The organism is Nocardia sp. NPDC050712 (assembly GCF_040654295.1).
Taxonomy (GTDB): domain Bacteria; phylum Actinomycetota; class Actinomycetes; order Mycobacteriales; family Mycobacteriaceae; genus Nocardia.
The window spans coordinates 666,944-688,186 of record NZ_JBFAHT010000003.1; the positions used below are offsets into that span (position 1 = coordinate 666,944).

Annotated in this window: 20 protein-coding genes; 8 read left to right on the forward strand and 12 right to left on the reverse strand. The window is 69.1% G+C overall.

Features of this window, described 5'->3' with window-relative positions:
* Positions 1-62: 62 nt before the first annotated feature.
* The gene (locus AB0H76_RS23525; protein WP_357327719.1) at positions 63-1,619 is read right to left on the reverse strand and encodes an alpha/beta fold hydrolase; all 1,557 of its coding nucleotides are present in this window, start codon (positions 1,617-1,619) and stop codon (positions 63-65) included.
* 171 nt (positions 1,620-1,790) lie between these two features.
* Between AB0H76_RS23525 and AB0H76_RS23530 the strand changes: the two genes are divergently transcribed.
* Positions 1,791-2,102, forward strand: coding sequence for a GNAT family N-acetyltransferase (locus AB0H76_RS23530; protein ID WP_357327722.1), 312 nt, complete (start codon positions 1,791-1,793; stop codon positions 2,100-2,102).
* Here AB0H76_RS23530 and AB0H76_RS23535 read toward each other — a convergent pair.
* The gene (locus tag AB0H76_RS23535; protein ID WP_357327725.1) at positions 2,096-2,899 is read right to left on the reverse strand and encodes a 1-acyl-sn-glycerol-3-phosphate acyltransferase; all 804 of its coding nucleotides are present in this window, start codon (positions 2,897-2,899) and stop codon (positions 2,096-2,098) included. The genes AB0H76_RS23530 and AB0H76_RS23535 overlap by 7 nt on opposite strands.
* A gap of 86 nt (positions 2,900-2,985) precedes the next feature.
* Here AB0H76_RS23535 and AB0H76_RS23540 point away from each other — a divergent pair, with 86 nt between their 5' ends.
* Complete coding sequence (locus tag AB0H76_RS23540) at positions 2,986-3,630, forward strand: YqgE/AlgH family protein (protein ID WP_357327728.1); 645 nt, start codon at positions 2,986-2,988, stop codon at positions 3,628-3,630.
* Positions 3,631-3,676: 46 nt separating this feature from the next.
* On the opposite strand, the gene AB0H76_RS23545 is transcribed toward AB0H76_RS23540, so the two are convergent.
* From AB0H76_RS23545 to AB0H76_RS23565, 5 genes are all read right to left on the reverse strand, one after another.
* A complete protein-coding gene (locus AB0H76_RS23545; RefSeq protein ID WP_357327731.1) occupies positions 3,677-4,471 on the reverse strand; it encodes an ABC transporter permease in 795 nt (264 codons plus the stop codon).
* Entirely contained in the window at positions 4,468-5,424 is a 957-nt protein-coding gene (locus tag AB0H76_RS23550; protein ID WP_357327734.1) for an ATP-binding cassette domain-containing protein, read from the reverse strand. Before AB0H76_RS23550 ends, AB0H76_RS23545 begins: the two co-directional genes overlap by 4 nt.
* 110 nt (positions 5,425-5,534) lie before the next feature.
* On the reverse strand, positions 5,535-6,056 hold the full coding sequence (locus AB0H76_RS23555; RefSeq protein ID WP_357327737.1) for an EXLDI protein: 522 nt from the start codon (positions 6,054-6,056) through the stop codon (positions 5,535-5,537).
* A 44-nt stretch (positions 6,057-6,100) separates the two neighbouring features.
* Positions 6,101-6,412 (reverse strand): hypothetical protein, encoded by a 312-nt coding sequence (locus AB0H76_RS23560; protein ID WP_357327740.1) that lies wholly within the window; start codon positions 6,410-6,412, stop codon positions 6,101-6,103.
* Between the two features lie 541 nt (positions 6,413-6,953).
* The gene (locus AB0H76_RS23565) at positions 6,954-7,355 is read right to left on the reverse strand and encodes an SdpI family protein (protein ID WP_357327743.1); all 402 of its coding nucleotides are present in this window, start codon (positions 7,353-7,355) and stop codon (positions 6,954-6,956) included.
* 106 nt (positions 7,356-7,461) lie between these two features.
* Here AB0H76_RS23565 and leuS point away from each other — a divergent pair, with 106 nt between their 5' ends.
* Positions 7,462-10,305 carry a leucine--tRNA ligase gene (gene leuS, locus AB0H76_RS23570; RefSeq protein ID WP_357327746.1) on the forward strand — a complete coding sequence of 948 codons (2,844 nt, stop codon included), beginning with the start codon at positions 7,462-7,464 and terminating at the stop codon, positions 10,303-10,305.
* A 48-nt stretch (positions 10,306-10,353) separates the two neighbouring features.
* On the opposite strand, the gene AB0H76_RS23575 is transcribed toward leuS, so the two are convergent.
* Positions 10,354-11,127, reverse strand: coding sequence for a polysaccharide deacetylase family protein (locus tag AB0H76_RS23575; protein WP_357329840.1), 774 nt, complete (start codon positions 11,125-11,127; stop codon positions 10,354-10,356).
* 141 nt (positions 11,128-11,268) lie between these two features.
* Positions 11,269-11,967 carry an SDR family oxidoreductase gene (locus tag AB0H76_RS23580; protein ID WP_357327749.1) on the reverse strand — a complete coding sequence of 233 codons (699 nt, stop codon included), beginning with the start codon at positions 11,965-11,967 and terminating at the stop codon, positions 11,269-11,271.
* Between the two features lie 167 nt (positions 11,968-12,134).
* Here AB0H76_RS23580 and AB0H76_RS23585 point away from each other — a divergent pair, with 167 nt between their 5' ends.
* Genes AB0H76_RS23585 through AB0H76_RS23595 form a run of 3 tightly spaced genes read left to right on the forward strand, consistent with a single transcriptional unit; the run spans position 12,135 to position 15,075 of the window.
* Positions 12,135-13,472: a glycogen debranching protein gene (locus AB0H76_RS23585; protein WP_357327752.1), complete on the forward strand. Its 1,338-nt coding sequence runs from the start codon at positions 12,135-12,137 to the stop codon at positions 13,470-13,472.
* Between the two features lie 46 nt (positions 13,473-13,518).
* Complete coding sequence (locus AB0H76_RS23590; protein WP_357327755.1) at positions 13,519-14,346, forward strand: G1 family glutamic endopeptidase; 828 nt, start codon at positions 13,519-13,521, stop codon at positions 14,344-14,346.
* Between the two features lie 24 nt (positions 14,347-14,370).
* Positions 14,371-15,075, forward strand: coding sequence for a glycoside hydrolase family 25 protein (locus AB0H76_RS23595; protein WP_357327758.1), 705 nt, complete (start codon positions 14,371-14,373; stop codon positions 15,073-15,075).
* 3 nt (positions 15,076-15,078) lie between these two features.
* Here AB0H76_RS23595 and AB0H76_RS23600 read toward each other — a convergent pair whose 3' ends face one another.
* The 3 genes from AB0H76_RS23600 to AB0H76_RS23610 form a co-directional block, all read right to left on the reverse strand.
* Positions 15,079-17,130, reverse strand: a complete 2,052-nt coding sequence (locus tag AB0H76_RS23600) for a PhoX family phosphatase (RefSeq protein ID WP_357327761.1) — start codon at positions 17,128-17,130, stop codon at positions 15,079-15,081.
* 191 nt (positions 17,131-17,321) lie between these two features.
* Positions 17,322-18,116: a hypothetical protein gene (locus AB0H76_RS23605; RefSeq protein ID WP_357327764.1), complete on the reverse strand. Its 795-nt coding sequence runs from the start codon at positions 18,114-18,116 to the stop codon at positions 17,322-17,324.
* A gap of 78 nt (positions 18,117-18,194) precedes the next feature.
* Positions 18,195-18,722: a lipoprotein LpqH gene (locus AB0H76_RS23610; RefSeq protein WP_357327767.1), complete on the reverse strand. Its 528-nt coding sequence runs from the start codon at positions 18,720-18,722 to the stop codon at positions 18,195-18,197.
* Between the two features lie 150 nt (positions 18,723-18,872).
* Here AB0H76_RS23610 and AB0H76_RS23615 point away from each other — a divergent pair, with 150 nt between their 5' ends.
* Entirely contained in the window at positions 18,873-20,222 is a 1,350-nt protein-coding gene (locus AB0H76_RS23615) for a hypothetical protein (RefSeq protein ID WP_357329842.1), read from the forward strand.
* Entirely contained in the window at positions 20,222-21,223 is a 1,002-nt protein-coding gene (locus AB0H76_RS23620; protein ID WP_357327770.1) for a hypothetical protein, read from the forward strand. Before AB0H76_RS23615 ends, AB0H76_RS23620 begins: the two co-directional genes overlap by 1 nt.
* Positions 21,224-21,243 lie beyond the last annotated feature (20 nt).

A 21,243-nucleotide genomic window follows, 5' to 3' on the forward strand; every position in this document is an offset into this window, starting at 1 on the left:
GGCCGCGATTCCGACCACCCGCGAGCGCAGAAATCGGCACTTCTTTCCCGGGCGGCAAGCGTTCAGGGTTTCGGCAAAGGCGCCTGGTCGGCGGCGGTAATAGCGACCTGGCCGGTGCGCAGATAGGTCATGACGGCGTCGTCGAGCACGGTGTTGCCGCGGCCGAAGGTGCCGTGGTCGCCGCCTTCGACGGTGATCAGCGCACCGCTCAGCGCCCGCGCGAGGGCCGGGCCGCCCTCGTATTTCGTGAGCGCGTCGTGGCGGCTCTGCAGCAGCAGCGGTTTGGTGCGCAGGTCGGCGCCGGTCAGCGCGACCGGCTTGGTCACGGGCTCCCAGGAGCCGCAGGCCGCGCCGGAGCGCACCAGGTCGGCGCGCGCGTCCATGGCGTTGCCGCCGGTGGCGATGGTGCCCGCCGCGGCGGCGAGCAGTTCGGGCTTGCCGGGGATGCCGTTCTCGTTGCAGGTGATGGCGGCGAAGACGAACCGGCCGGTGGGGTCGGTGGCGGTGACGCCCTCCAGGGCCAGCAGCCGAGCGATGTTCGCCGGATCGGCGTGCGCCTCGGACATGGCGCGCGCGAAGGTGGGCCAGAAGCTGCGGGTATAGGTGGCGACGGCGGTGGCGCCGACCATCGGCGTCTGCGCCGAGGCGCCGCCGGAGAGCAGCGTGCGCACCAGGTTCTGCACCTTGCCCGCCTGCTCCATGGTCAGGTTGACTCCGTCGCGGGCGAGTTCGGCGAGCGGCGTGGGCAACTCGCCCGGCAGATCGGCCACGCTCGCGGGTGGCGGGGTGAGGTTGGCGTACCAGCCGCCGCCCTGCGCCGAGACCAGCCGCACCCAGTTCTCGTAGACCTGGAAAGGCGTGTCACCCAGGCGGTATTCGGCGTTGTGCTCGGCGATCCAGGCGAACAGATCGTCCAGGCGCTGCTTGCCGGCCACCTGCTGCTGGGCGAATTCCTCGGTCCACACCCAATCCGGGTTCACGTTGGAATCCAGGATCATCCGGTCGACGCGCTGCGGGAACAGCGAGGCGTAGACCGCGCCGAGGTAGGTGCCGTAGGAGACGCCGAGGTAGGCGATCTTCTCGACTCCCAGTGCGGCGCGTACGGATTCGAGGTCACGCGCGGTGTTCTCGGTGGTGATGGTGTCGAGGTAGCCGGGCTGCGCGGCGTCGCAGGCCTGCTTGACTTCCTCGCGGCCGCCGCTGATCTCCCCGGCGGTCTGGCAGGTCAGCGGTGTCGCCCAGCGCAATCCGCGCGGCTGCACCGCGATCCGGTCGTAGTCGGTGGCCAGCGCGGCGGGCAGCGCCTCGGTGCGCTTGGCCCAGTAATCCAGGGCGTCGGCGCCGGGGCCGCCCGGGTTGGCGAAGATGACGCCGCGGCGGGTACCGGTGGCCGCGATCCGGCTGACGGTGAGTTCGATCCGCGGGCTGTCCGGGTTCGCGTAATCCATCGGGACGCTGATCACCGCGCACTGCACACCGCGGTCGTCGGTCACCGCACCCGCTGGGCAGGAACCGAATTCGAGACCGGGCGCGGCCTGGGCCGCACCGGCGACGAGTGATCCGCCCAGGAGCCCCGCGGCGGCCACCAGAACCACCGCTCGCATCGCTGAATTACGCATATTGTCGTACCTCCGCCGGCCTGCCGCCGTTGCTCGAGCGTGCGGCGCGACCAAGAGCATTCTGCGCACCCGAGGCGCCGGTAGACAAGTCGGAACAGATCATTTCACATATGCGCCACCGATCCGCGGTGCGAGGCATCGTGATGCGGCGGCGCGGAGTAACGTCGAACCATGTCGACTGAGGTGCGCAACAACACCCAACTGGACCGCTTCGAGATCTCGGTCGACGGCGCTCTCGCCGGCTGGGCCGAATATCAGGACACCGCGTCCGAGCGCGCGTTCGTGCACACCGAAATCCAGGTCGGCTACCAGGGACACGACTACGCGGGTGTGCTGCTGGCGGCGGCCCTGCACACCAGCCGCGCAGAAGGTTTCGGCATTCTGCCGATGTGCCCGACGGTGTGCCGCTATGTCGAAACCCATCCCGAGTACGTCGCCTCGGTGCCCGCGTGGGCGCGCCCCAGAATGGGGCTTCCTCAGTAATTCGCTACCGCGCCGTCCAGCGCTTTCTGCAGGTCGATGCGGACCAGGCGCGCGATTTCCGCGGGTTTGGCGGGCAGGTCGAAGATCGGATTCCCGAAATAGAAGCTGGCCGACTTCGCCTCCTCCTTGGTCGGTTCGATCGCCGGATCCGGGCGCGGCCCGTAGCTGAGCCCGAGACTGAGCAGCGCCGGCTGCACACCGAGTTTCTGCGCCCGGAAAGCGATGTGCCCCACGCCGCTTCCGACCGCCTGCACCTGAGTCGGGTCGACCCCGTTGCAGGTGCCCTCGGGGAAAATGGCCAGATGTTCCGAGCGCGCCAGCCGCTGCGCGCAGATGTCCATCATGCGTTGCCCGGCCGCGTTGACCGCGCGCAAACCGTGGTCCCGCCCGCGAAATACCGGGATTCCGCCCATCATGTCGACTTTGCGCCGCTGCTCGGGATCGAGGAACAGTTCGTCCTTGGCCAGCACCCGCACGCTGCCGATGGTGGGGCGCAACGGACTGCGCCAGGCGGCCGCGGCCACCGTGTACGGATCGTTCTGCGAGAGATGGTTGATCGCGATGAGCAGCGGGCGGCCGGACTGCACCAGCGCGCGCACCTGCTCGCGGGCCTGCGGCGCGTAGCTGATCCGCGGGTGGTACCGCCGGCCGAGGAGCGCGTACGAGGCCTTGGCTTTCAGCCGGTTCTGCCGATGCTGCAGATAGAAGTCATAAACAGCGTCGCTATTTTCGAGAATGACCTCGGGGGATGGTAGCCGGCGCAGCCGGCGGGGCGGGTTATCGCCGCGCAGTTCCATGGGCCGACTCTACTTCGCAATTCCACACCGAAACGCCGGGGATCCAGACCAGTGCGGATCGAGGTGACAGCTGCGAGAATGTGCGGGTGGCACGCGGAGACGACCCGGACGAGCGGAGAACGCACGGCGGACACGGTGACCGCCGTCGGCGCGATTTCCGACATAGCGAGCAGTTGGTTCGTGCGGGCACCTTGCTGGTGTCCGCGACGGATCTGGTCGAGCCCACCTTCCGGCGCACCGTCGTCTACATCATCGAGCACAACGATGGCGGCAGCCTGGGCGTGGTGCTGAATCGGCCGAGCGAGACCGCGGTACGCGATGTGCTGCCGCACTGGGACGTGGCCACCGCCGCGCCGCACCGATTATTCGTCGGCGGGCCGGTGAAACGTGATGCCGCACTGTGTCTGGGCACGCTCAGAGTCGGCGCGTCCATCGCCGGGGTGTCTGGCCTGCGCCGGGTCGACGGCCGGGTGGTGCTCGTCGATCTCGATTCCGATCCCCGGCTGGTCGCGCCGCTGCTCGAAGGCGCGCGCATCTTCGCCGGCTACGCGGGCTGGACCTTCGGGCAGTTGGAGGGGGAATTGCAGAACAACGACTGGATCGTGTTGTCCGCCTTGCCCTCCGACCCGATCTGCGTCGGGCGCCCGGACCTGTGGGCGCATGTCCTGCGCCGGCAACCGCTGCCGCTGGCGCTGCTGGCCACCCACCCGATCGAGCTGGAACGCAACTGAACGATCCCGCCGGTCCGAGACCGGCGGGATCGTCGCGTGTTCGAGGTCAGCGGCTCTGCTTGCGGAACAGCGACTTCGACCACAGGAAGCCGCCGAGCGCGATCACGGCACACCAGCCCACCGAGATGACACCGCTGGCGCCGATCTCACTGCCCATCAGCAGTCCGCGCATCGTCTCGGTGAACGGGGTGAAGGGCTGGTACTCGGCGAACTGACGCAGGCCCATCGGCATGGTGTCGGTGGGCACCAAACCGCTGCCGAGGAAAGGCAGCATGATGATCGGGAAGGGCAGGTTGCTCGCGCCCTCGGGATTCGGCGCGAGCAGGCCGAACGCCACCGACAGCCAGCCGAGCGCGAACACGATCATGGCGATCAGGCCGATCGCGGCCAGCCATTCCAGCGGGTTGGCGTCGGGGCGGAACCCGATCAGGAAGGCCGTGCCGACCATGGCCGCGAGTCCGAGCACCGCCTGGATCATCGAGCCCAGCACGTGGCCCGTCAGCACCGACGAGTGCGAAATCGCCATGGTGCGGAAGCGATTCACGATGCCCTTGGTGGTGTCGGTGTTGACCGACACCGCGATCGAGGCGGTGAGATACGCCGGCAACAGCAGCAGCATGCCCGGGGTCAGGTAGTCGATGTACTCGCCACCGCCGGTGCCGGCCTCCAGCGCGCCGCCGAAGACGAAGTTGAAGATCAGCAGCAGCACCACCGGCATGATCACGATGCTGAACGTCATGGACGGATAGCGCTTGGCGTGCAGCAGGTTTCGCCGCAGCATGGTGAAGGTGTCGGCGAACGGGGCGGGCCCCGCGGTGCGGGGTGCGGTGATCGTGGTCATCGCACGGTCTCCTTCTCAGCGGTGGAATGTCCGGTCAGGGTGAGGAATACGTCGTCGAGGGTGGGCGTCTGCACGGACAGGCCCGCGACCTCGATCTGCTCGTAGTCGAGGCGATCGAGGACGGCGCGCAGTGACTGCACGCCGCCGTCGCTGGGCACGGCCAGGGTCAGGTCGTCGTCGGCGCCGGGCACCGCGGTGCCGGTCCCGAGCGCGGCGGCCGCGGCGGCCAGCGCGTTCCGGTCGGCGAACTCCAGGCGGATGTGCCCGCCGGGGATGAGGCGCTTCAGTTCGGCCGCGGTGCCTTCCGCGACGATGCGCCCCTGGTCGAGCACCGCGATGCGGTCCGCGAGCTGGTCGGCCTCCTCCAGATACTGGGTGGTGAGGAAGACCGTGACGCTGTAGTCGTCGACCAGGCCGCGGATGATCTCCCACATGGAGCGGCGGCTGCGCGGGTCCAGGCCGGTGGTCGGTTCGTCGAGGAAGATGATGCGCGGATCGCCGACCAGGGTCATCGCCAGATCCAGGCGCCGGGTCATGCCGCCGGAGTAGGTGGAGGCGGGCTTGTCGGCGGCGTCCACCAGATCGAAGCGCGCGAGCAGCTCCGCTGCCAGTTTGCGGCCGACCTTGCGCGGCAGATGGTGCAGATCCGCCATCAGCAGCAGGTTTTCGCGGCCGGTGAGCAGTTCGTCGACGGCCGCGAACTGGCCGGTGACGCCGATCGCCAGGCGTACCGCGTTGGCCTCGGTGACCAGGTCGTGCCCCGCGACCCGGGCTTCGCCGCCGTCGCGGCCGATCAGAGTGCTCAGGATCTGCACGGTCGTGGTCTTGCCGGCGCCGTTCGGGCCGAGCAGCGAGTAGATGGTGCCCTCGGGGACCGCGATGTCGATGCCGTCGAGCACCACTTTGTCGCCGTATGACTTTCGCAGCCCCTGCGCAAAAATCGCGTTCGTCATGGGGGTGTTCCTTCCAGGAAATTCATTAGAAGATGCGAATGTACGCATGCTTCAGCCGCACCGCTCCCGTCCTGCGGTGCGGCGTTGTGTTTTTCGGGGAGGCCGGAGCCTTAGATGTCGAGTTCCTCGATCGGCGGACGCTCCGCGATGTCGGCGACCCGGGTGTAGAGCTTGTCCGGGAGGTGGTCCTTCAATTCCTCGATCGAATCGACGATCACCAGGACGAAGTCGCCCCAGTCCGGATCGCCGACGCCGAGCATGCGCCGCCAGTTCGTCAGGTCCTTGATCCAGTTACCGGATTGCCCGGTCGGATAATCGGTCCAGTCGGCCAGCAGCGCGTGCATCACGTATTTGCCTTTACGGCTGCGATACACCCGATAGCGCGCCATGCGATGCTCGTCGTCGTCCTGCAATTCACCGATCAGCGCACCGGAGAATCGCACCTGCCGGACGCCGTTGTGGCCGACCTTGAGCACCACTTCCTCATAGCCCTCTTCGCGCCCCTCCTCCAGTTCGATGAACCGGCGCAGCGCCGTGGTCACGGCGCCGGAGAGGTTGCCGCCGACCAGTTCCTGCGCCCGCTGGAACAGGGGCAGGTCATCGTCGGAAACGTAGATGGTCTTATTGGGCATGACACGACTATACGTAGATGTATACGTACACGCAAGACCTGACTTCAGCTGCCTCCGCCGCAACCACCGCCGCCGCCCCCGCAGCTACTGCCACCGCCACAGCTACTCCCGCCGCCGCAGCCACTACCGCCACCATCTCCGCCGCCGAAAAAGCCGCCGCCGCCGGCACTCCAGGAACCGGACCGCCGCCGCCCGCGACCACGACCGCCGCCACTGTCATCTCGCGACATGATCGCGATGAACACCATGGCGACCGTTATGGCGACGAACATCGCGCCGGCGAACAACTCCCCCGCGATGAAGTTGACGACCGCTCCGATAACGCAGAACACGCCGATGATCAGGATGAATGCCATTGGTTCCTCCCCCGAGGAGAAGGCCTCCCCCACGAAGGCCACTACCGCCAGGCTACGGAAGCCCAGGCCGGCGCGCACTATCTTTTAGTCGGCGATGCCAAAAGTTCAGCTGCCGCCACCGCAACCACCTCCGCCGCCGCAACCGCTACTCCCGCCACCGCAGCTACTACCACCACCGCAACCGCTACCGCCCCCGGAGTCGCTACCGCCGCCGAAAAAGAAGGCGCCGCCGCTGCTACCGCCGGCACCCCAGGACGCGGATCGCCCACGGCGGTTGCCGCTACGACCGCGCGACCTGCTCGCTTGCGACAGCAGCAGAACAGCGAGGATCGCGCAGGTCACGCCAACGAACAGCTCTCCGCTCACAAAGCCGATTAAGGCCACGAAGCCGAGCAGAATCCCGAAGATGACGAGTGTCATAGTTCCTCCCCGAGAGGGATCCGGGCCTCCCCCACGAAGGCCGTTGCCGTCAGGCTACGGGAGAACGTGACACCTGGGCACTACCTTTTGGTCAGCGATGCCAAAAGTTCACGTAAGGCGGTCAGTTCGACGGCGCGCAGGTGTCGCGCAGCGAGCACGAACCGCAGGAGGAACCACACCCGGACTGGGCCGGAACCAGGCTCGCGATCGCCTTGTCGGCCGCGACGGCGCCACCGCCCAGGGTGAACAGGGCCACGGCCGCGCTGACCACGGCCACGATCAGCCCGGCGACGACACCGGCCTGCGAGGCGATGAGACCACCGGCGAACAGCAGCGCGCCGGCACCGATCGAGGTGGGCGCGGCGACCCGGTTCGCGATGCGGAAGGTCTCCTCGGTGCTGAGGGCGGACTCGGTGTGCACGCCGACGAAGCGGTTGCGGGGCAGCCGGCCGGTGAGCCCGAGCATGCCGGTTGCGATGGCGACGAGGGCCAGCACGAACAGGGCGAGAGCTACGAAGAACACCCGGCCAGGGTATCGCACCGGGTCTTTTCGGTGTCACAGGCCCGACGCTCTACCCTGATACACATTTACTTTTGTCGGTGATCGGCGAGGACAAGAAGGCAGGACCGTGCAGGACAACCGTGGCAATGAGAGCGATGTACCCGAGCACCGGTACAGCGCCGACCTCGCGGGCCGCATCGAACGCCGGTGGCAGGAGAACTGGGTAGCACGCGGCACCTTCTACGCGCCGAACCCGACCGGCCCGCTGTCCGGGGCGACTCCCGCCGACAAGCTGTTCGTCCAGGACATGTTCCCCTACCCCTCGGGCGCGGGCCTGCACGTCGGGCACCCGCTGGGCTACATCGCCACCGACGTGTTCGCGCGCTACCACCGCATGCAGGGCCGCAACGTGCTGCACGCGCTGGGCTACGACGCCTTCGGCCTGCCCGCCGAGCAGTACGCCGTGCAGACCGGTGCGCACCCGCGCGACACCACCATGTCCAACATCGCGACCATGCAGCGCCAGCTGGACCGGCTGGGCCTGGGCCACGACCGCCGCCGCACCTTCGCCACCACCGATCCCGAGTACTACCGCTGGACGCAGTGGATCTTCCTGCGCATCTACAACGCCTGGTACGACCAGGAAGTCGGCCGGGCGCGCCCGATCGCGGAGCTGGAGGCCCAGTTCGAGAGCGGCGCCCGCCGCGCCCCCGAGGGCCAGGACTGGGCGAGCCTGTCACCCGCCGAGCGGGCCGCGCTGATCGACTCCTATCGCCTGGTCTACCAGACCGATTCGGTGGTGAACTGGTGCCCCGGCCTGGGCACGGTGCTGTCCAACGAAGAGGTCACCGCCGACGGCCGCAGCGAGCGCGGCAACTTCCCGGTGTTCCGTAAGCGCCTGTGGCAGTGGATGATGCGGATCACCGCCTACTCCGACCGCCTGGTCGACGACCTGGACCTGCTGGACTGGCCGGACAACGTGAAGTCCATGCAGCGCAACTGGATCGGGCGTTCGCGCGGCGCGCAGGTGAGGTTCGACTCGCCCGCCGGGCCGATCGAGGTCTTCACCACCCGGCCCGACACCCTGTTCGGCGCCACCTACCTGGTGCTGGCGCCCGAGCACGAGCTGGTCGACCGGCTGGTCACCGCCGTCTACCCCGAGGGCACCGACGCGCGCTGGACCAACGCCGGCGGCACGCCCGCCGAAGCGGTTGCGGCATACCGGAAGTCGATCGCCGCCAAGTCGGATCTGGAGCGTCAGGAGAACAAGGAGAAGACCGGCGTCTTCTTGGGCGCCTACGCGGTGAACCCCGCCAACGGCGCGCCGGTCCCGGTGTTCATCGCCGACTATGTGCTGAGCGGCTACGGCACCGGCGCCATCATGGCGGTGCCCGGCCACGACCAGCGCGACTGGGATTTCGCGGACGCCTTCGGCCTGCCGATCGTGGAGGTCATCGCCGGCGGCGACGTGTGCGCCGCCGCGTACTCCGGCGACGGCAAACTGGTCAATTCCGAATACCTGGACGGGCTTTCGGTCGAGGAGGCCAAGGCCACGATCGTCGGCAAGCTGGAAGAGCAGGGCAACGGCGCGGGCACCGTGCAGTACAAGCTGCGCGACTGGCTGTTCGCGCGCCAGCGCTACTGGGGCGAGCCCTTCCCGATCGTCTACGACGAGACCGGCGCCGCGCACGCGCTGCCGGAATCGATGCTGCCCGTGCAACTTCCGGAGATGGCGGATTTCGCGCCGGTCACCTTCGACCCGGACGACGCGAACTCCGAGCCGTCCCCGCCGCTGGCCAAGGCCACCGACTGGGTCAACGTCGAACTGGATCTGGGCGACGGCCCGAAGCGGTACCGGCGCGACACCAACGTCATGCCGAACTGGGCGGGCAGCTCCTGGTATCAGCTGCGCTACACCGACCCGACCAACTCGGAAGTGTTCTGCGCCAAGGAGAACGAGAGCTACTGGGTGGGCCCGCGCCCGGCCGAGCACGGCCCGAACGACCCGGGTGGCGTCGATCTGTACGTCGGCGGCGTCGAGCACGCGGTGCTGCACCTGCTGTACGCGCGGTTCTGGCAGAAGGTGCTCTTCGATCTGGGTGACGTGAGCGGCCGCGAGCCGTACCGGCGCCTGTTCAACCAGGGCTACATCCAGGCCTTCGCCTACACCGACGCGCGCGGCGCCTACGTGCCCGCCGCCGAGGTGGTCGAGCGTGACGGCAAGTTCTTCTGGACCGACACCGCGGGCGTCGAGGCCGAGGTCTTCCAGGAGTACGGCAAGATCGGCAAGTCGCTGAAGAACGCCATCTCCCCCGACGAGATGTGCGATCTGTACGGCGCCGACACCTTCCGCTTCTACGAGATGTCGATGGGTCCGCTGGATACCTCGCGCCCGTGGGCCACCAAGGACGTCGTCGGCGCGCACCGCTTCCTGCAGCGGGTCTGGCGGCTGGTGGTGGACGAGGAGACCGGCGGGGTCCGGGTCACCGAGGGCGATCCGTCCGCCGAGACGGCTCGCCTGCTGCACAAGACCATCGCCGGTGTGGACGAGGATTACGCCGCGCTGCGCGACAACACCGCCGGCGCCAAGCTGATCGAGCTGACCAATCACCTCACCAAGAACTACCCGCAGGGTGCGCCCCGCCACGTGGTGGAGTCGCTGGTCCTGATGCTGGCGCCGCTGTCCCCGCACATCGCCGAGGAACTGTGGGAACGCCTGGGCCACCCCGAATCCCTGGCGCACGGCCCCTTCCCGGTCGCCGACCCGGCCCTGCTGGTCGACGAGACGGTGGAGTACCCGATCCAGGTCAACGGCAAGGTCCGCAGCCGGATCCAGGTCCCCGCCGACGCCGACACCGCGACCATCGAAGCGGCCGCCCTGGCCGACGAGAAGATCGCGGCCCTGCTGAACGGCGCCGCCCCGCGCAAGCTGATCGTCGTCCCGGGCCGCCTGATCAACATCGTCGCGTAGCCGTTCCGGAAAGCGCCCACGTCGAAAACGGCGTGGGCGCTTTACTTTTCAGGCCGGCGCGAGGACGTCGTTCAGGGTGACCATCGACAGGTTGCGTTCCCGGATGATGTCGACCAGTTGCCCATAGCAGTGGGTGACGGCCGGGGCGTTGGCGTGGCCGATGATGATGGTCTGCGGGTTGAAATACTTGTGCGCGCATTCGATCAGGTACTGCTCGGTGATGACGCCCGAGTCGGACAGCGAGCCGTACCACATGGTGGGGACGGTGTAGCCGAGGTCGGCGGCGATGCGGTCGACGGTGCCGTTGTGGCGGCCGAACGGCGGGCGGTAGTACGGGGTGCCGTCGACGCCGAAGGTGTTGTGCAGGAATGTTTTCGCGCCCTCGAGCTGAGCGGCGACGGCCGCGCCGGAGATCGCGGTGAGATCGGCGTGGCTCCAGGTGTGGTTGGCGAGCTGGATCTGGCCGGAATCCACCAAGGGGCGCAACGCGTCTCGGTGAATCGACCACGAGTCGTACTGCGCGGTCACGAAAAAGGTGAACCGGGCGCCGGTGTCCCTGGCGAACTGGATGTAGGCGCCGACCACCTCGGGGCTGGCCCCGTCGTCGACGGTGAGCGCCATGCTCGAGCCCGGCCCGGGCAGCGCGGTGATGGTCTGCGCCGGGATCGGGACCTTCGGCCCGCCGGGCGGTGGCGCCAGCCGGGGCGGCGCGGGCAGCGGCTTCGGTAGCTCCGCCACCAGCGCCGCCGAAGGTTTGCCCGCGGGCTCGCCCTCGGCACCGGCGCATCCGCTCAGCGCGGCCGCCGTGCCCGCGGCCAGCATTGTCAGCAAGCCTCGTCTGTCCACGTCCCTGCCCTCGATGGTGTCCGGAATGTATAATTTCCGGCACTCTAACCAGCGAAGATGGCCTTGGGCCCAACCCGCGCGGGCGTGTTCGCGAACCGAGATCGACGAGTGCGGCGCTCAGCCGAAGGGGCGCAGCACGATCTCGGTCGGGTGCGCGTCGCGCGGGGTGTCCAGGGCGTTGCGCACCGTCCAGGCGACGGTCTGCGGGGTGAGGAATTCCTCGGGCTGGTACTCGCGGCCCTCGCCCGCGATGATCTCGCGCTGCATGTCGGTGTCGATGCGCCCCGGGTGAATCGAGGTCACCCGCAGCTGCGGCTCCTCGAGGCGCAGCGCGTCGCCGAAGGCCTTGAGCGCGAATTTGCTCGCCGCGTAGGAAGCCCAGCCCGCGTTCGCGCGCAGCCCGGCGCCCGAATTGATCAGCACCACGTGCCCGCCCGAGCGGCGCAGCGCGGGCAGCAGCAGCCGGGTCAGCTCGGCAACGGCAATCACGTTGGCCTCCAACGTATTCCGCCACTGCTCCACCGACGACTCGGCGATCGTCCCGAGGTCGGCGATGCCGGCGTTGTGAACAAGCACATCCAGGCGCTCGATCTCCGGCACTGCCGCGGCCACGGCCGCGTAGTCGGTCAGCGGCACGGGCCAGCCGGTGGCGCCGGGCAATTCGGCCAGGATCGGCCCCAGCGCGTCGGCGGAGCGGGCGCCGAGCAGCAGTTCGTAGCTCGGCGCGAGTTCCCTGGCGATGGCGGCGCCGAGCCCGCGGCTGGCGCCGGTGATCAGTGCGGTCGGCTTCGGGAGGCTGGTCACGGCAGTGGTCATGGGGCCCCACCGTAGTGGCTTGGCACAAACCCGGGGGTAACCCGTAGCGCCGGGGGCCGGGCCGCCGATGCACGCATGTGAGATCTGCCGCACACTTGCCGACCGGCCGGGGGTCCCAGTTCGCCTCCGGCCGGGCATACCTGCGCGTCGCACCGCAGAATAGGGGGATGGCGCACCCGGGATTCACCCCCACTCAGCTCGCGGCTCGCGCCGCCTATCTGCTGCGGGGCAACGATCTGGGCACCATGACCAGTGCCGCGCCCCGCCTGTACCCGCACATGTGGAGTTGGGACGCCGCGTTCGTCGCGGTCGGTCTCGCACCGCTGAGCGTGGAACGCGCGGTTGTCGAGCTGGACACCCTGCTCTCGGCGCAGTGGAAGAACGGGATGATCCCGCACATCGTCTTCGCCAACGGCGTCGACGGCTACTTCCCCGGCCCGGCCCGCTGGGAATGCCGCAAGCTGGCCGCGAACGCGCCCGACGGCCCCGACACCTCGGGCATCACCCAGCCGCCGGTGCACGCCATCGCGGTGCAGCGCATCCTGGATCATTCGCGGCGGCACGGCCGCAGCACCCGCGCGGTGGCCGAGGAGTTCTTGAACCGGCGCTGGCCGGATCTGGTGCGCTGGCACCGCTGGCTGGCGCACGCCCGGGATCCGAAGGAGAGCGGCCGGATCACCCTGTACCACGGCTGGGAATCGGGCATGGACAACTCGCCGCGCTGGGACCGCGCCTACGAGAACGTGATTCCCGGCGTGCTGCCGCCCTATCAGCGCGCCGACACCGCGATCGTCTCCGACCCCACCCAGCGCCCGAGCGATCGCGAATACGACCGCTACCTGTGGCTGGTCGAGCAGATGCGGCGGTCGGGCTACGACGATTACCAGCTCGCCTCGACCATGAGTTTCGCTGTGGAGGACGTGTTCGTCACCGCGATCTTCGCGCTGGCGTGTGAGGTGCTGGCCAATATCGGCGAGGAGTACAAGCAGCCCAACGCCGACGTGCGCGAGCTGCACACCTGGGCCGCGCGGTTCCGCAAGGGCGTCGTCGAGACCGCCGACGCCCGGTCCGGCGCCGCCCACGATTACGATCTGCGCCTGCGCCGCCCGATCACCACCGAGACGCTCGCGGTGTTCGCGCCGCTGATCTCCGGTGGCCTGCCGCGCGATACCGAACGCGCCCTGCTGCGCCTGTTCGAGGGGCCGAGCTACTGCGGCCACCCGGATCTGCGCTACGCGCTGCCGCCCTCGACCTCGCCGGTGTCGAAGGACTTCCGCTCGCGCGAATACTGGCGCGGCCCGGTCTGGCCGGTGATGAGCTGGCTGTTCTCCTGGGTGTTCGCCCGCCGCGGCTGGGCCGAGCGCTCGTTCATGCTGCGCGCCGAAGGCCTGCGCCAGGCCAGCGACGGCACCTTCGCCGAGTACTACGAGCCGTTCACCGGGGAGCCGCTGGGCAGCATGCAGCAGTCCTGGACCGCGGCCTCGGTGCTGGACTGGCTGGGGTAACGCGCGCGTCCCCGGCGACCGGACATTTCGGTCATACACTGCCGCTATGGACAAGCGGCCGAGACGTCTCATCCTGACCGTGCCCCTGGCGGCGGTCCTCGGTGCCGGGCTGCTGCAGATCCCGTCCGCGACGGCGAAACCCCAGGCCGCCGAGGTCTACAGCGGCTACTCGGTCACCGCGCCGGTGCAGTCCGTCTCGGCCCGCTGGACCCAGCCGACCATCTCCTGCAACGCTTTCGCCGGCCTCACCGGCGGCCTGGAGAACATCATCGGCACCGGCTCCTCGTTGATCAAGACGCCCGGCATGCTGGCCAATCCGCTGGGCCTGGTGGTCACCCAGTTCGTGCCGCACATGAGCTACTGGGTCGGGCTGGTCGGCGGCGACGGCCACGACATGACGCTGATCCAGACCGGCACCTCCACCGTGTGCGCGCTGGGCGCGGTCGAGTACGGCGCCTTCTTCGAGGCGCCCTCGCTGCGTGATCAGAAAGCGCCGGAGGCCTGGACCGAGCCGGCGGTGGCGCCGGGCGATGTCATGCGGGCCACGGTGACCTGGGACGGCGCCGACACCTATCGCCTGGTCCTGGCGAACACCACCGCCGACTGGACCAAGGAGCAGAGCCTGCGGCTGCCCGGCATCGCCCCGAAACTCGCGCTCGCCGTCGGCGAGACCATCCCCTGCAACGCACCGGATTTCACCCCGGTCGAATTCACCGAGGTCACCGCCGACGGAAAACCGTTCGGCGACTACGAGGTGCGCACCTGGAGCGTGCATCCCTGCGGCGCGATCGCTCCCGGCCCGTTGCGGGGCGATTCCTTCACGATCACCCAGCCCGCGGGTGTGGTGAGCGACACCCGGACGCGGGACAATTAGAGCATTTCGCTATCGTCGGCTGTCATGGATACCAGGCGCTCCAGCTGGATGGCAGTCTCGATCGTGACCGCGGGCATCCTCACCGCACCGCAGGCGGCGGCCGCACCCGAGGGCCCCGACGTTTCGTCCTGGCAGCATCCGGACAAGATGCTGATCGACTGGTTCGCCGTACGCCACGCGGGCTACGAATTCGCGATGGTCAAGGCGACCGAGGGCCTGAACTACGTGAATCCGCACTTCGTCAGCGACAGCCTGATCATGCGGGCGGCCGGCGTCGCCCGCGGCACCTACCACTACGCGCACCCCGAGTTGCCGCCGGAAGCGCAGGCCGCGCTGTACGCGACCGCGGTCCTCGGCCAGAACGGCGCACTGGACCTGCCGCCGGTGCTCGACCTCGAGACCACCGGCGGCCTGCCCCCCGCCGCGCTGATCGACTGGACCCAGCGCTACTTGACCACGGTGCAGTCGCTGACCGGGCGGATGCCGATCGTCTACACCTATCCGAACTTCTGGAAGACGGCCATGGCGAACACCGATCAGTTCACCCGGTATCCGCTGTGGATCGCCGACTACCGCGGCAACCCCGAACCCGAGGTGCCCGGCGGGTGGCCTACCTGGACCTTCTGGCAGACCACCGACAGCGGCACCATCCCGGGCATCCCGGCCCGGGTCGACCTCAACGTCTACAGCGGCGCCCAGGGCGATTTCGCCCGCTTCGCCAATATGTAGCCGCTAGACGCCGATGCGGGCGCCGCCCTTCTTCCACACCGCGACCACCGACGGCCGCGGCTGGGCGGTGCCGCCGTCGGGCCAGTGCGACAGCGGGTTGTCCGGGGTGGCGTCGTCGGCCTCGCCCGGATGCTGCACGCACACCATGACGCGCTGCTCGGTGACGATCGGGCCGCAGGTCTCGCCGCCGCGCGGCACCGTCAGGAACTGTTTGGTCTCACCGCGATTCGGGCCGTCGAGGATCACCGAGAACAGGCCGTCGTTGGACTTGAGGGCGTTGCCGTCGGTGGAGATCCACAGGTTGCCGTACGGGTCGAAGGCCAGGTTGTCCGGGCAGGAGATCGGGCTGACCTTGGTCTTGTCGAAACCGGCGTAGTAGGTGTCGGCGGCGGCCGGGTCACCGCAGACCAGCAGCAGCGACCAGGTGAACTCGGTCCCGGTGTGCTTGTCGTCGATCTCGAGGATCTGGCCGTTCTTGTTCAGCTTGCGCGGATTCGCCTCGTCCACACCGGCTTTGCCCTCGGCGCCGCGGTTGTCGTTGTTGGTCAGCGCGACGTAGACCTTGCCGGTGTAGGGGTTGGCCTCGAAGTCCTCGGGGCGGTCCATCTTGGTGGCGCCGACCTTGTCCGCGGCCAGCCGGGTGAACACCGCGACCTCGGCCGCCGACATGCCCTCGACCAGCGACTTGCCCTTGCCGTCCGCGGTGGACTCCAGCAGCGGAATCCAGGTGCCCTTGCCGGTGAAGCCCTGCGCCGAGGGGACCGCCCCGGTGCCGTCGACCTTGTCGGCGTGATCGCCGCTCAGCTTCGCGACGTAGAGCGTGCCCTCGGTCAGGATCTTCATGTTCTCGCGGCGGGCCGACGCGCTGGTGCCGGACTGGATCTTGCGCTTGGAGATGAACTTGTACATGTAGTCGAACTTCTCGTCGTCGCCGGTGTAGGAGACGACGTCACCGCCGGGGGTGACGTAGATGGTCGCGCCCTCGTGCTTGAGGCGGCCCAGCGCGGAGTGCTTGACCGGCACCGAGTTCGGGTCCCACGGGTCCACCTCGATCACGTATCCGAAGCGGTTCGCCTCGAACGGCTCCTTCTCCAGGTCGAAGCGCTTGTCGGCGGTCTCCCAGCCGTTGGCGGTCTTGCCCGCGGCGAAGCCGTAGCGCTTGGTCCGGGTGTTGCCGATCTTGTCGCCGTTGGCGAAGTAGCCGTTGAAGTTCTCTTCGCCGGAAAGAATGGTGCCCCAAGGTGTTACGCCGCCCGCGCAGTTGGCGAAGGTGCCCAGGATCTTGGTGCCGGTGGGATCGGCGGAGGTGGTGACGAAGGCGCTGCCCGCGGCCGGGCCGGTCAGCGTGAACTCGGTGGTCGCGGTGATGCGGCGGTTGTACTTGCCGAACACCGGGGTCAGCTTGCCGGAGCCGGAATCGCCCTTGACCTCGACGACCGACAGGCCGTGCGCCGCCAGCGTGATGGCGATCTGCTCGGGGGTCGGGGCGTCCTTGTTGTAGCCGCGGAACATGTGCGGCCCGGTGGTGTACTCGTGGTTGACCACCAGCAGATAGGAATTGGCCTGGCCCTCGATCGGCAGCAGGGCGGCGAAGTCGTTGTTGTAGCCGAACTGCTTGGCCTGCGCCGCGGCGGTCTGCTTGTCGAAGTCGAACGCGGGCGCGTCGGCGAAGATCGGGTCGCCCCAGCGGATTACGACGCCCTGCTCGTAGCCCTCGGGGATGACGACCGCGTCTTCCTTGTTCGGGGCGACGGCGGTGTAGGCGGTGCCGGTGCCGGGTGTGCCCGCGGCCTTGGCCACCGGGGTGGGCGCGTCGGTCGGCGCGTCGTCGCTACAGGCCACCAGGGCGCTGCCCGCGCCGACCGCGAGGACGGCGGCCGCGCCGCCCTTGATCAGGCCACGCCGGTTCAGGCCGGCGACGATGTCGCCGAAGTACGCGCCGCCGGAGGTATTGGGCGGCTCGTGGAAGCAGGCATTGCCGCACTTGTATTCACAGGTCACGGCGGCGCGCGCGGACTGGCCGTCGTGCTTGACGAAAAGGGCGAGCGGTTTCACGGGTTACTCCTGAACTCGGGCTGTCGGGCGGACGGTAAACCGCGGAAACCAGCCCCGGGAAACGAGAAGGTGAACGCGCGACCAATTAGGTAACCCTCAGTTTGCTGTCAGCAAACGACGAATCCCGGCGCACACCAGTCGCACTGGCGAACACCGGGATTATGGGACTTCGGAGCGGTTTTCGTGGCGGTTCACGCGTTGACCGGCAGTGACAGCACCACCTCCCGCTCGTCGCCGGGCAGGTAGTGCACCTGCACGATCCGGCCGACCTGCACATTGCCGACCATGGCGGGCGGCAGGAACTTCTCCGTGTGGGTAGCGAAGGCGCTGCCGTCGGGGCGGGTGACGACCAGTCCGAGGTCGATGCGGGAGTGCCCGTCGCGGATCTCGCCCGGTACCGACAGCGACTGCACCACCGCCTGGGCCCGCACGCCGCGCGCCGCGATGTCCAGCTTCGCCGGCGTGGTGAAGCCCTTGCGGATCATCGACTGGTTCATGGCGCGCTGCGCCTCGGCGGCGTTGCCGGACATGTCGACCTCGACCTTGTCGGTGCGCTCGGGCAGGTACCGCACCGGCAGCACCACACCCGGGCGCAGCAGGGCGAGTTCGGTCAGCGGCACCACCATGCGGGCGGTCGAGTGGAACACCTTGCCGTCCGCGCCCTCCACGCTGAAGTCGATCCGGACCTGCGGCTGGTCGTTGAGGGTGACACCGGTGTGGTGGAACGACTTGACGGTGCCGATGCCCATCAGGCCGCCCCGGAACTCGGAGCTGTTGTTGCCGGTCAGGGCCTGCAGGATGCCTTCGCCGGTGAAGGCGAACACGATCGGGACGATGGTCAGGGCGATGATCGGCAAGGCCATCTGCGGGCCGATCCAGGGCATGGCGAACGGGTCGGAGGTATCGGCGGTCAGGCCGTGGAAGAGATAGAAGCCGATGGCGAAGAGGCCGAAGACGAGGGCCGCGGTGCGGGCGGTAGTACGCATGGTGTGCTCCTGGCGGGCAGTGCCCCGCGCTCCCACAGGCGGTGCGGGAGCGCGGGATTCGGTGGGTGGTGGGGTGGTTCAGGCGCCGACGATGGTCGTGCAGGCGAAGGTGATGTCGAACTTCGCGGCCGGCGCTCCGGCCATCGGGTTGGTCATGTCCGGGGTGCCGACGCCCTCGCCGGTGACCTTGTAGGTGTTGCCGTCCTTGACGAGCTTGGCCGAGCCGCCGACCTGGCCGTTGCCGTAGCCGACCGCGTAGGGCAGGCCGTTGGCGCCGCCCTTGCTGCCCGCGATGCCGACCGCCTGCACGGTGTCGCCGCTGATGGTGGCGCTGACGGTGAGCTGGCCGTGCGCGGCGTTGTTGTTGTCGGTCAGCGCGAGGGCCAGGATGCCGCCCTGCTTGGCGCAGGTGGTGTCGAAGGCGGCGGTCAGCGCCTTGCCGTCGACGGTGGCGGCGGACTTGCCGGCCGGGGCCTGGGCCGCGGAGGTGGCGGGCTTGTCGGCCGGGGTGGGGTTGCTGCTCTTGGCGTCGTCGCCACAGGCGGTCAGGCCGAGGGCGAGGGCGGAGGTGGCGGCGAGGACGGCGGCGGTGGTCTTGATGTTCATGATGTCTTCCTTTGTCTTTCGTGTGGTCCGGCCCTTGTCGGTGCCGTTGAGAAAAATGTAGAAACGATCCGCGGCCTACCGATCCCAGGTTTGCCCAGACCGAATTCCCGAAAAGTCCGTTAACCTGGTCGAATGCGACGACCGCGCGCCATGGTGCTGGACGAGGTGTGGCGTGAGCTCGACGAGGTCGAAGCGCTCAGCGGGCCACAGGGTGGCCCTTTGCGGCGCACCGTGAAGCTGCTGCTGGACCCGCTGGTGATCCGCCCGGTGCAGTACCCGAGCTGCGCGGGCCCGCTGGTAACCGCCGACGGCGCAACGCTGCTCGCGGCCCGGGTGCACGCCAGCGCGGATGTGCTGCGGGCGACGGCGGCCTGGTTCACGGTGCTCAAGCAGGTGCGCCGGACGCTGCGGATCACCGAGGGGCATCCCCAAGATCTGTATTTCCAGCGGTGTTTCGAGCTCGCGACCACCTCGGGGCTGCCGAATCCGCTGCGGGACCGCGCCATCGCCGAGGCCGCCCTGCGCGAGATCCACGAATTCACGGCCGGGCGGACGACCCAGGCCTTGAAAGCGCACCTGGGTGATGCCGGGCGGGCGGCCGATCTCGCTCAGCTCGTCGAGGTCGCGTGGCGGCGCCGGCCCTCCAGTGCCGCGCCCGCCGTGGACCATTCGCGCTCCCTCGACGCGCTGCTCGAGGAAGCCGCCGGCGCCCGGGTCGGCTCGGGTCAGGGCAAGGGGCAGTACCTGTTCGACAGCTTGATCGCCGCGCACGCGGGCGCGCACTCGGGAATCACCCTGTGGCACCGGGAGACTCGCGCGCAGCGCTTCGGTCTCACCACGCACGCGCTGCCGCAGGCACCCGGCATCGGTTCCTCGGCGTCGACCTCCGGGCTCGGCCTGCCGTTGGACCGCACCCTCTACGAGCGGGTCTTCACCGTGTTGCAGGCCTCCACCGAGCGCGCCGAACTTCCCGAGATCCCCGAACTGGTGACCTCCGAGGTCGCGCGCAGCTGCGCGCCGTGGGCGCTGCTCGACGAATCGCTGCGGGTCACGGCCGCGGCCGGCGCCACGCTCGCCCAGGGTTTCGCGCCGATCAACACCCCGGCCGGGTCCCGGCTGCGCCGGCTTGGCACCGATCCCGAGACGGCGGAATCGACGCCGCTGCGGTTGATCAACGGGCGCTGGCGGCGCGAAGCCTATGTGCTGCAAGCCCGTCGGCTCGCCGTCGATCCCGCCGCCGAGGTGCCCTCGGCGAATCCGCTGGCCGCGATAGCCGCCGAATTGCGCACGCCCTGGCAGCCGTATCTGCGCCGGCTCTGGGTGCGGTTGCACGGGCGCGACGTGCGCGAGTTCCCGGTGTTCGATCCGGATGAGCTGTGGGATCTGCTCGACGGGGTGGCGCGCTCGGTGATGCTGGACCATCGGGCCCGGGTGAAGAAGGTGCTGAGCGCCGGTTCCTTTGCCGCCGAGCTCGATTCGCTGGAATCGAGGGTGAGCTGATGACCGAGGTCACGCTGTTCCGGAGCGAGGATGTGCTGAGTATCGCGCCGCCGGGAGCGCCCACCGTGCTCGACGACGCGCCGGACAACGACGTGATGGTGCTCGAGGTGTCCGGCGGATACCTGAGCTGGAGTGTGCTGTCCGGGCAGGCCATTCCGGCCGCGGTCATCGACGATCCGGACGCCGCCCAGGAGTGGCTCTGGGCGATCTACGGCGAGCCCGTCGCCTTGGCGGCGGCCGAGTACACCGGCGGCCGGCCCACCCTGCCCGCGCGCCCCGAGCTGCCGCGGCTGATCGCGCACGCCTGGCGGCTCGGTTACGCGCACTGGGCGGCGCGCTGGTGGCCCGCGTCGACACTCGACGGGATCGCGGCGCTGGATGCCGCGGGGCTGGCCGCGGAGATCGCCGAGTACACCGAGCAGTGCGAGATGCTCGTCGACGGCGCCGACTCGGACACGCCCTTCGAAGCGCCGGTGAAAGCCGCTGTCCGCCAATCCGATTACGCACTCGCCGCGGGCGGCGGCAACCGCGGCAACGTCCTGACCCTGGACCGGGGCGTCGGCGGCTGGGACTGGCGCGGGTGCCCGCCCGGCTTGCTCGACGCCTCCGAGCAGGCGGTGACCTGGGAGCTCGCCCGCGACTCCGGGCTCACCATCGCCCGGGTCAGCGTGCTCGCCGCGCCGGGTCTCACCGGCCCGATCCCGCCGCACCTGCGGCCGCGGGCGCGGATCGCCGAAGCGGCGGAGATCGAACTCGAGCTCGCCGGGGACACCTGGGTCGGGCAGACCCCCGTCGCCGGGGAGGATGCCGTGACGGTGGAGGTCTACGTTCCGGCCATCGGCCTGCCCGACTTCGAAGGCCGGGGCGGGACCGAAACCCGCAGGCGGATACGCGAATTCGCGACGGCTCGGTTGCGGCGGGCGGCGGGGCCGGTCACCGACGCCTTCGACGCACCCTTGCGGGCCGAAATCGACGCGGCGGCCGGGGATTCGGACTTCTGATGCGCGGCGCCACCGACCCG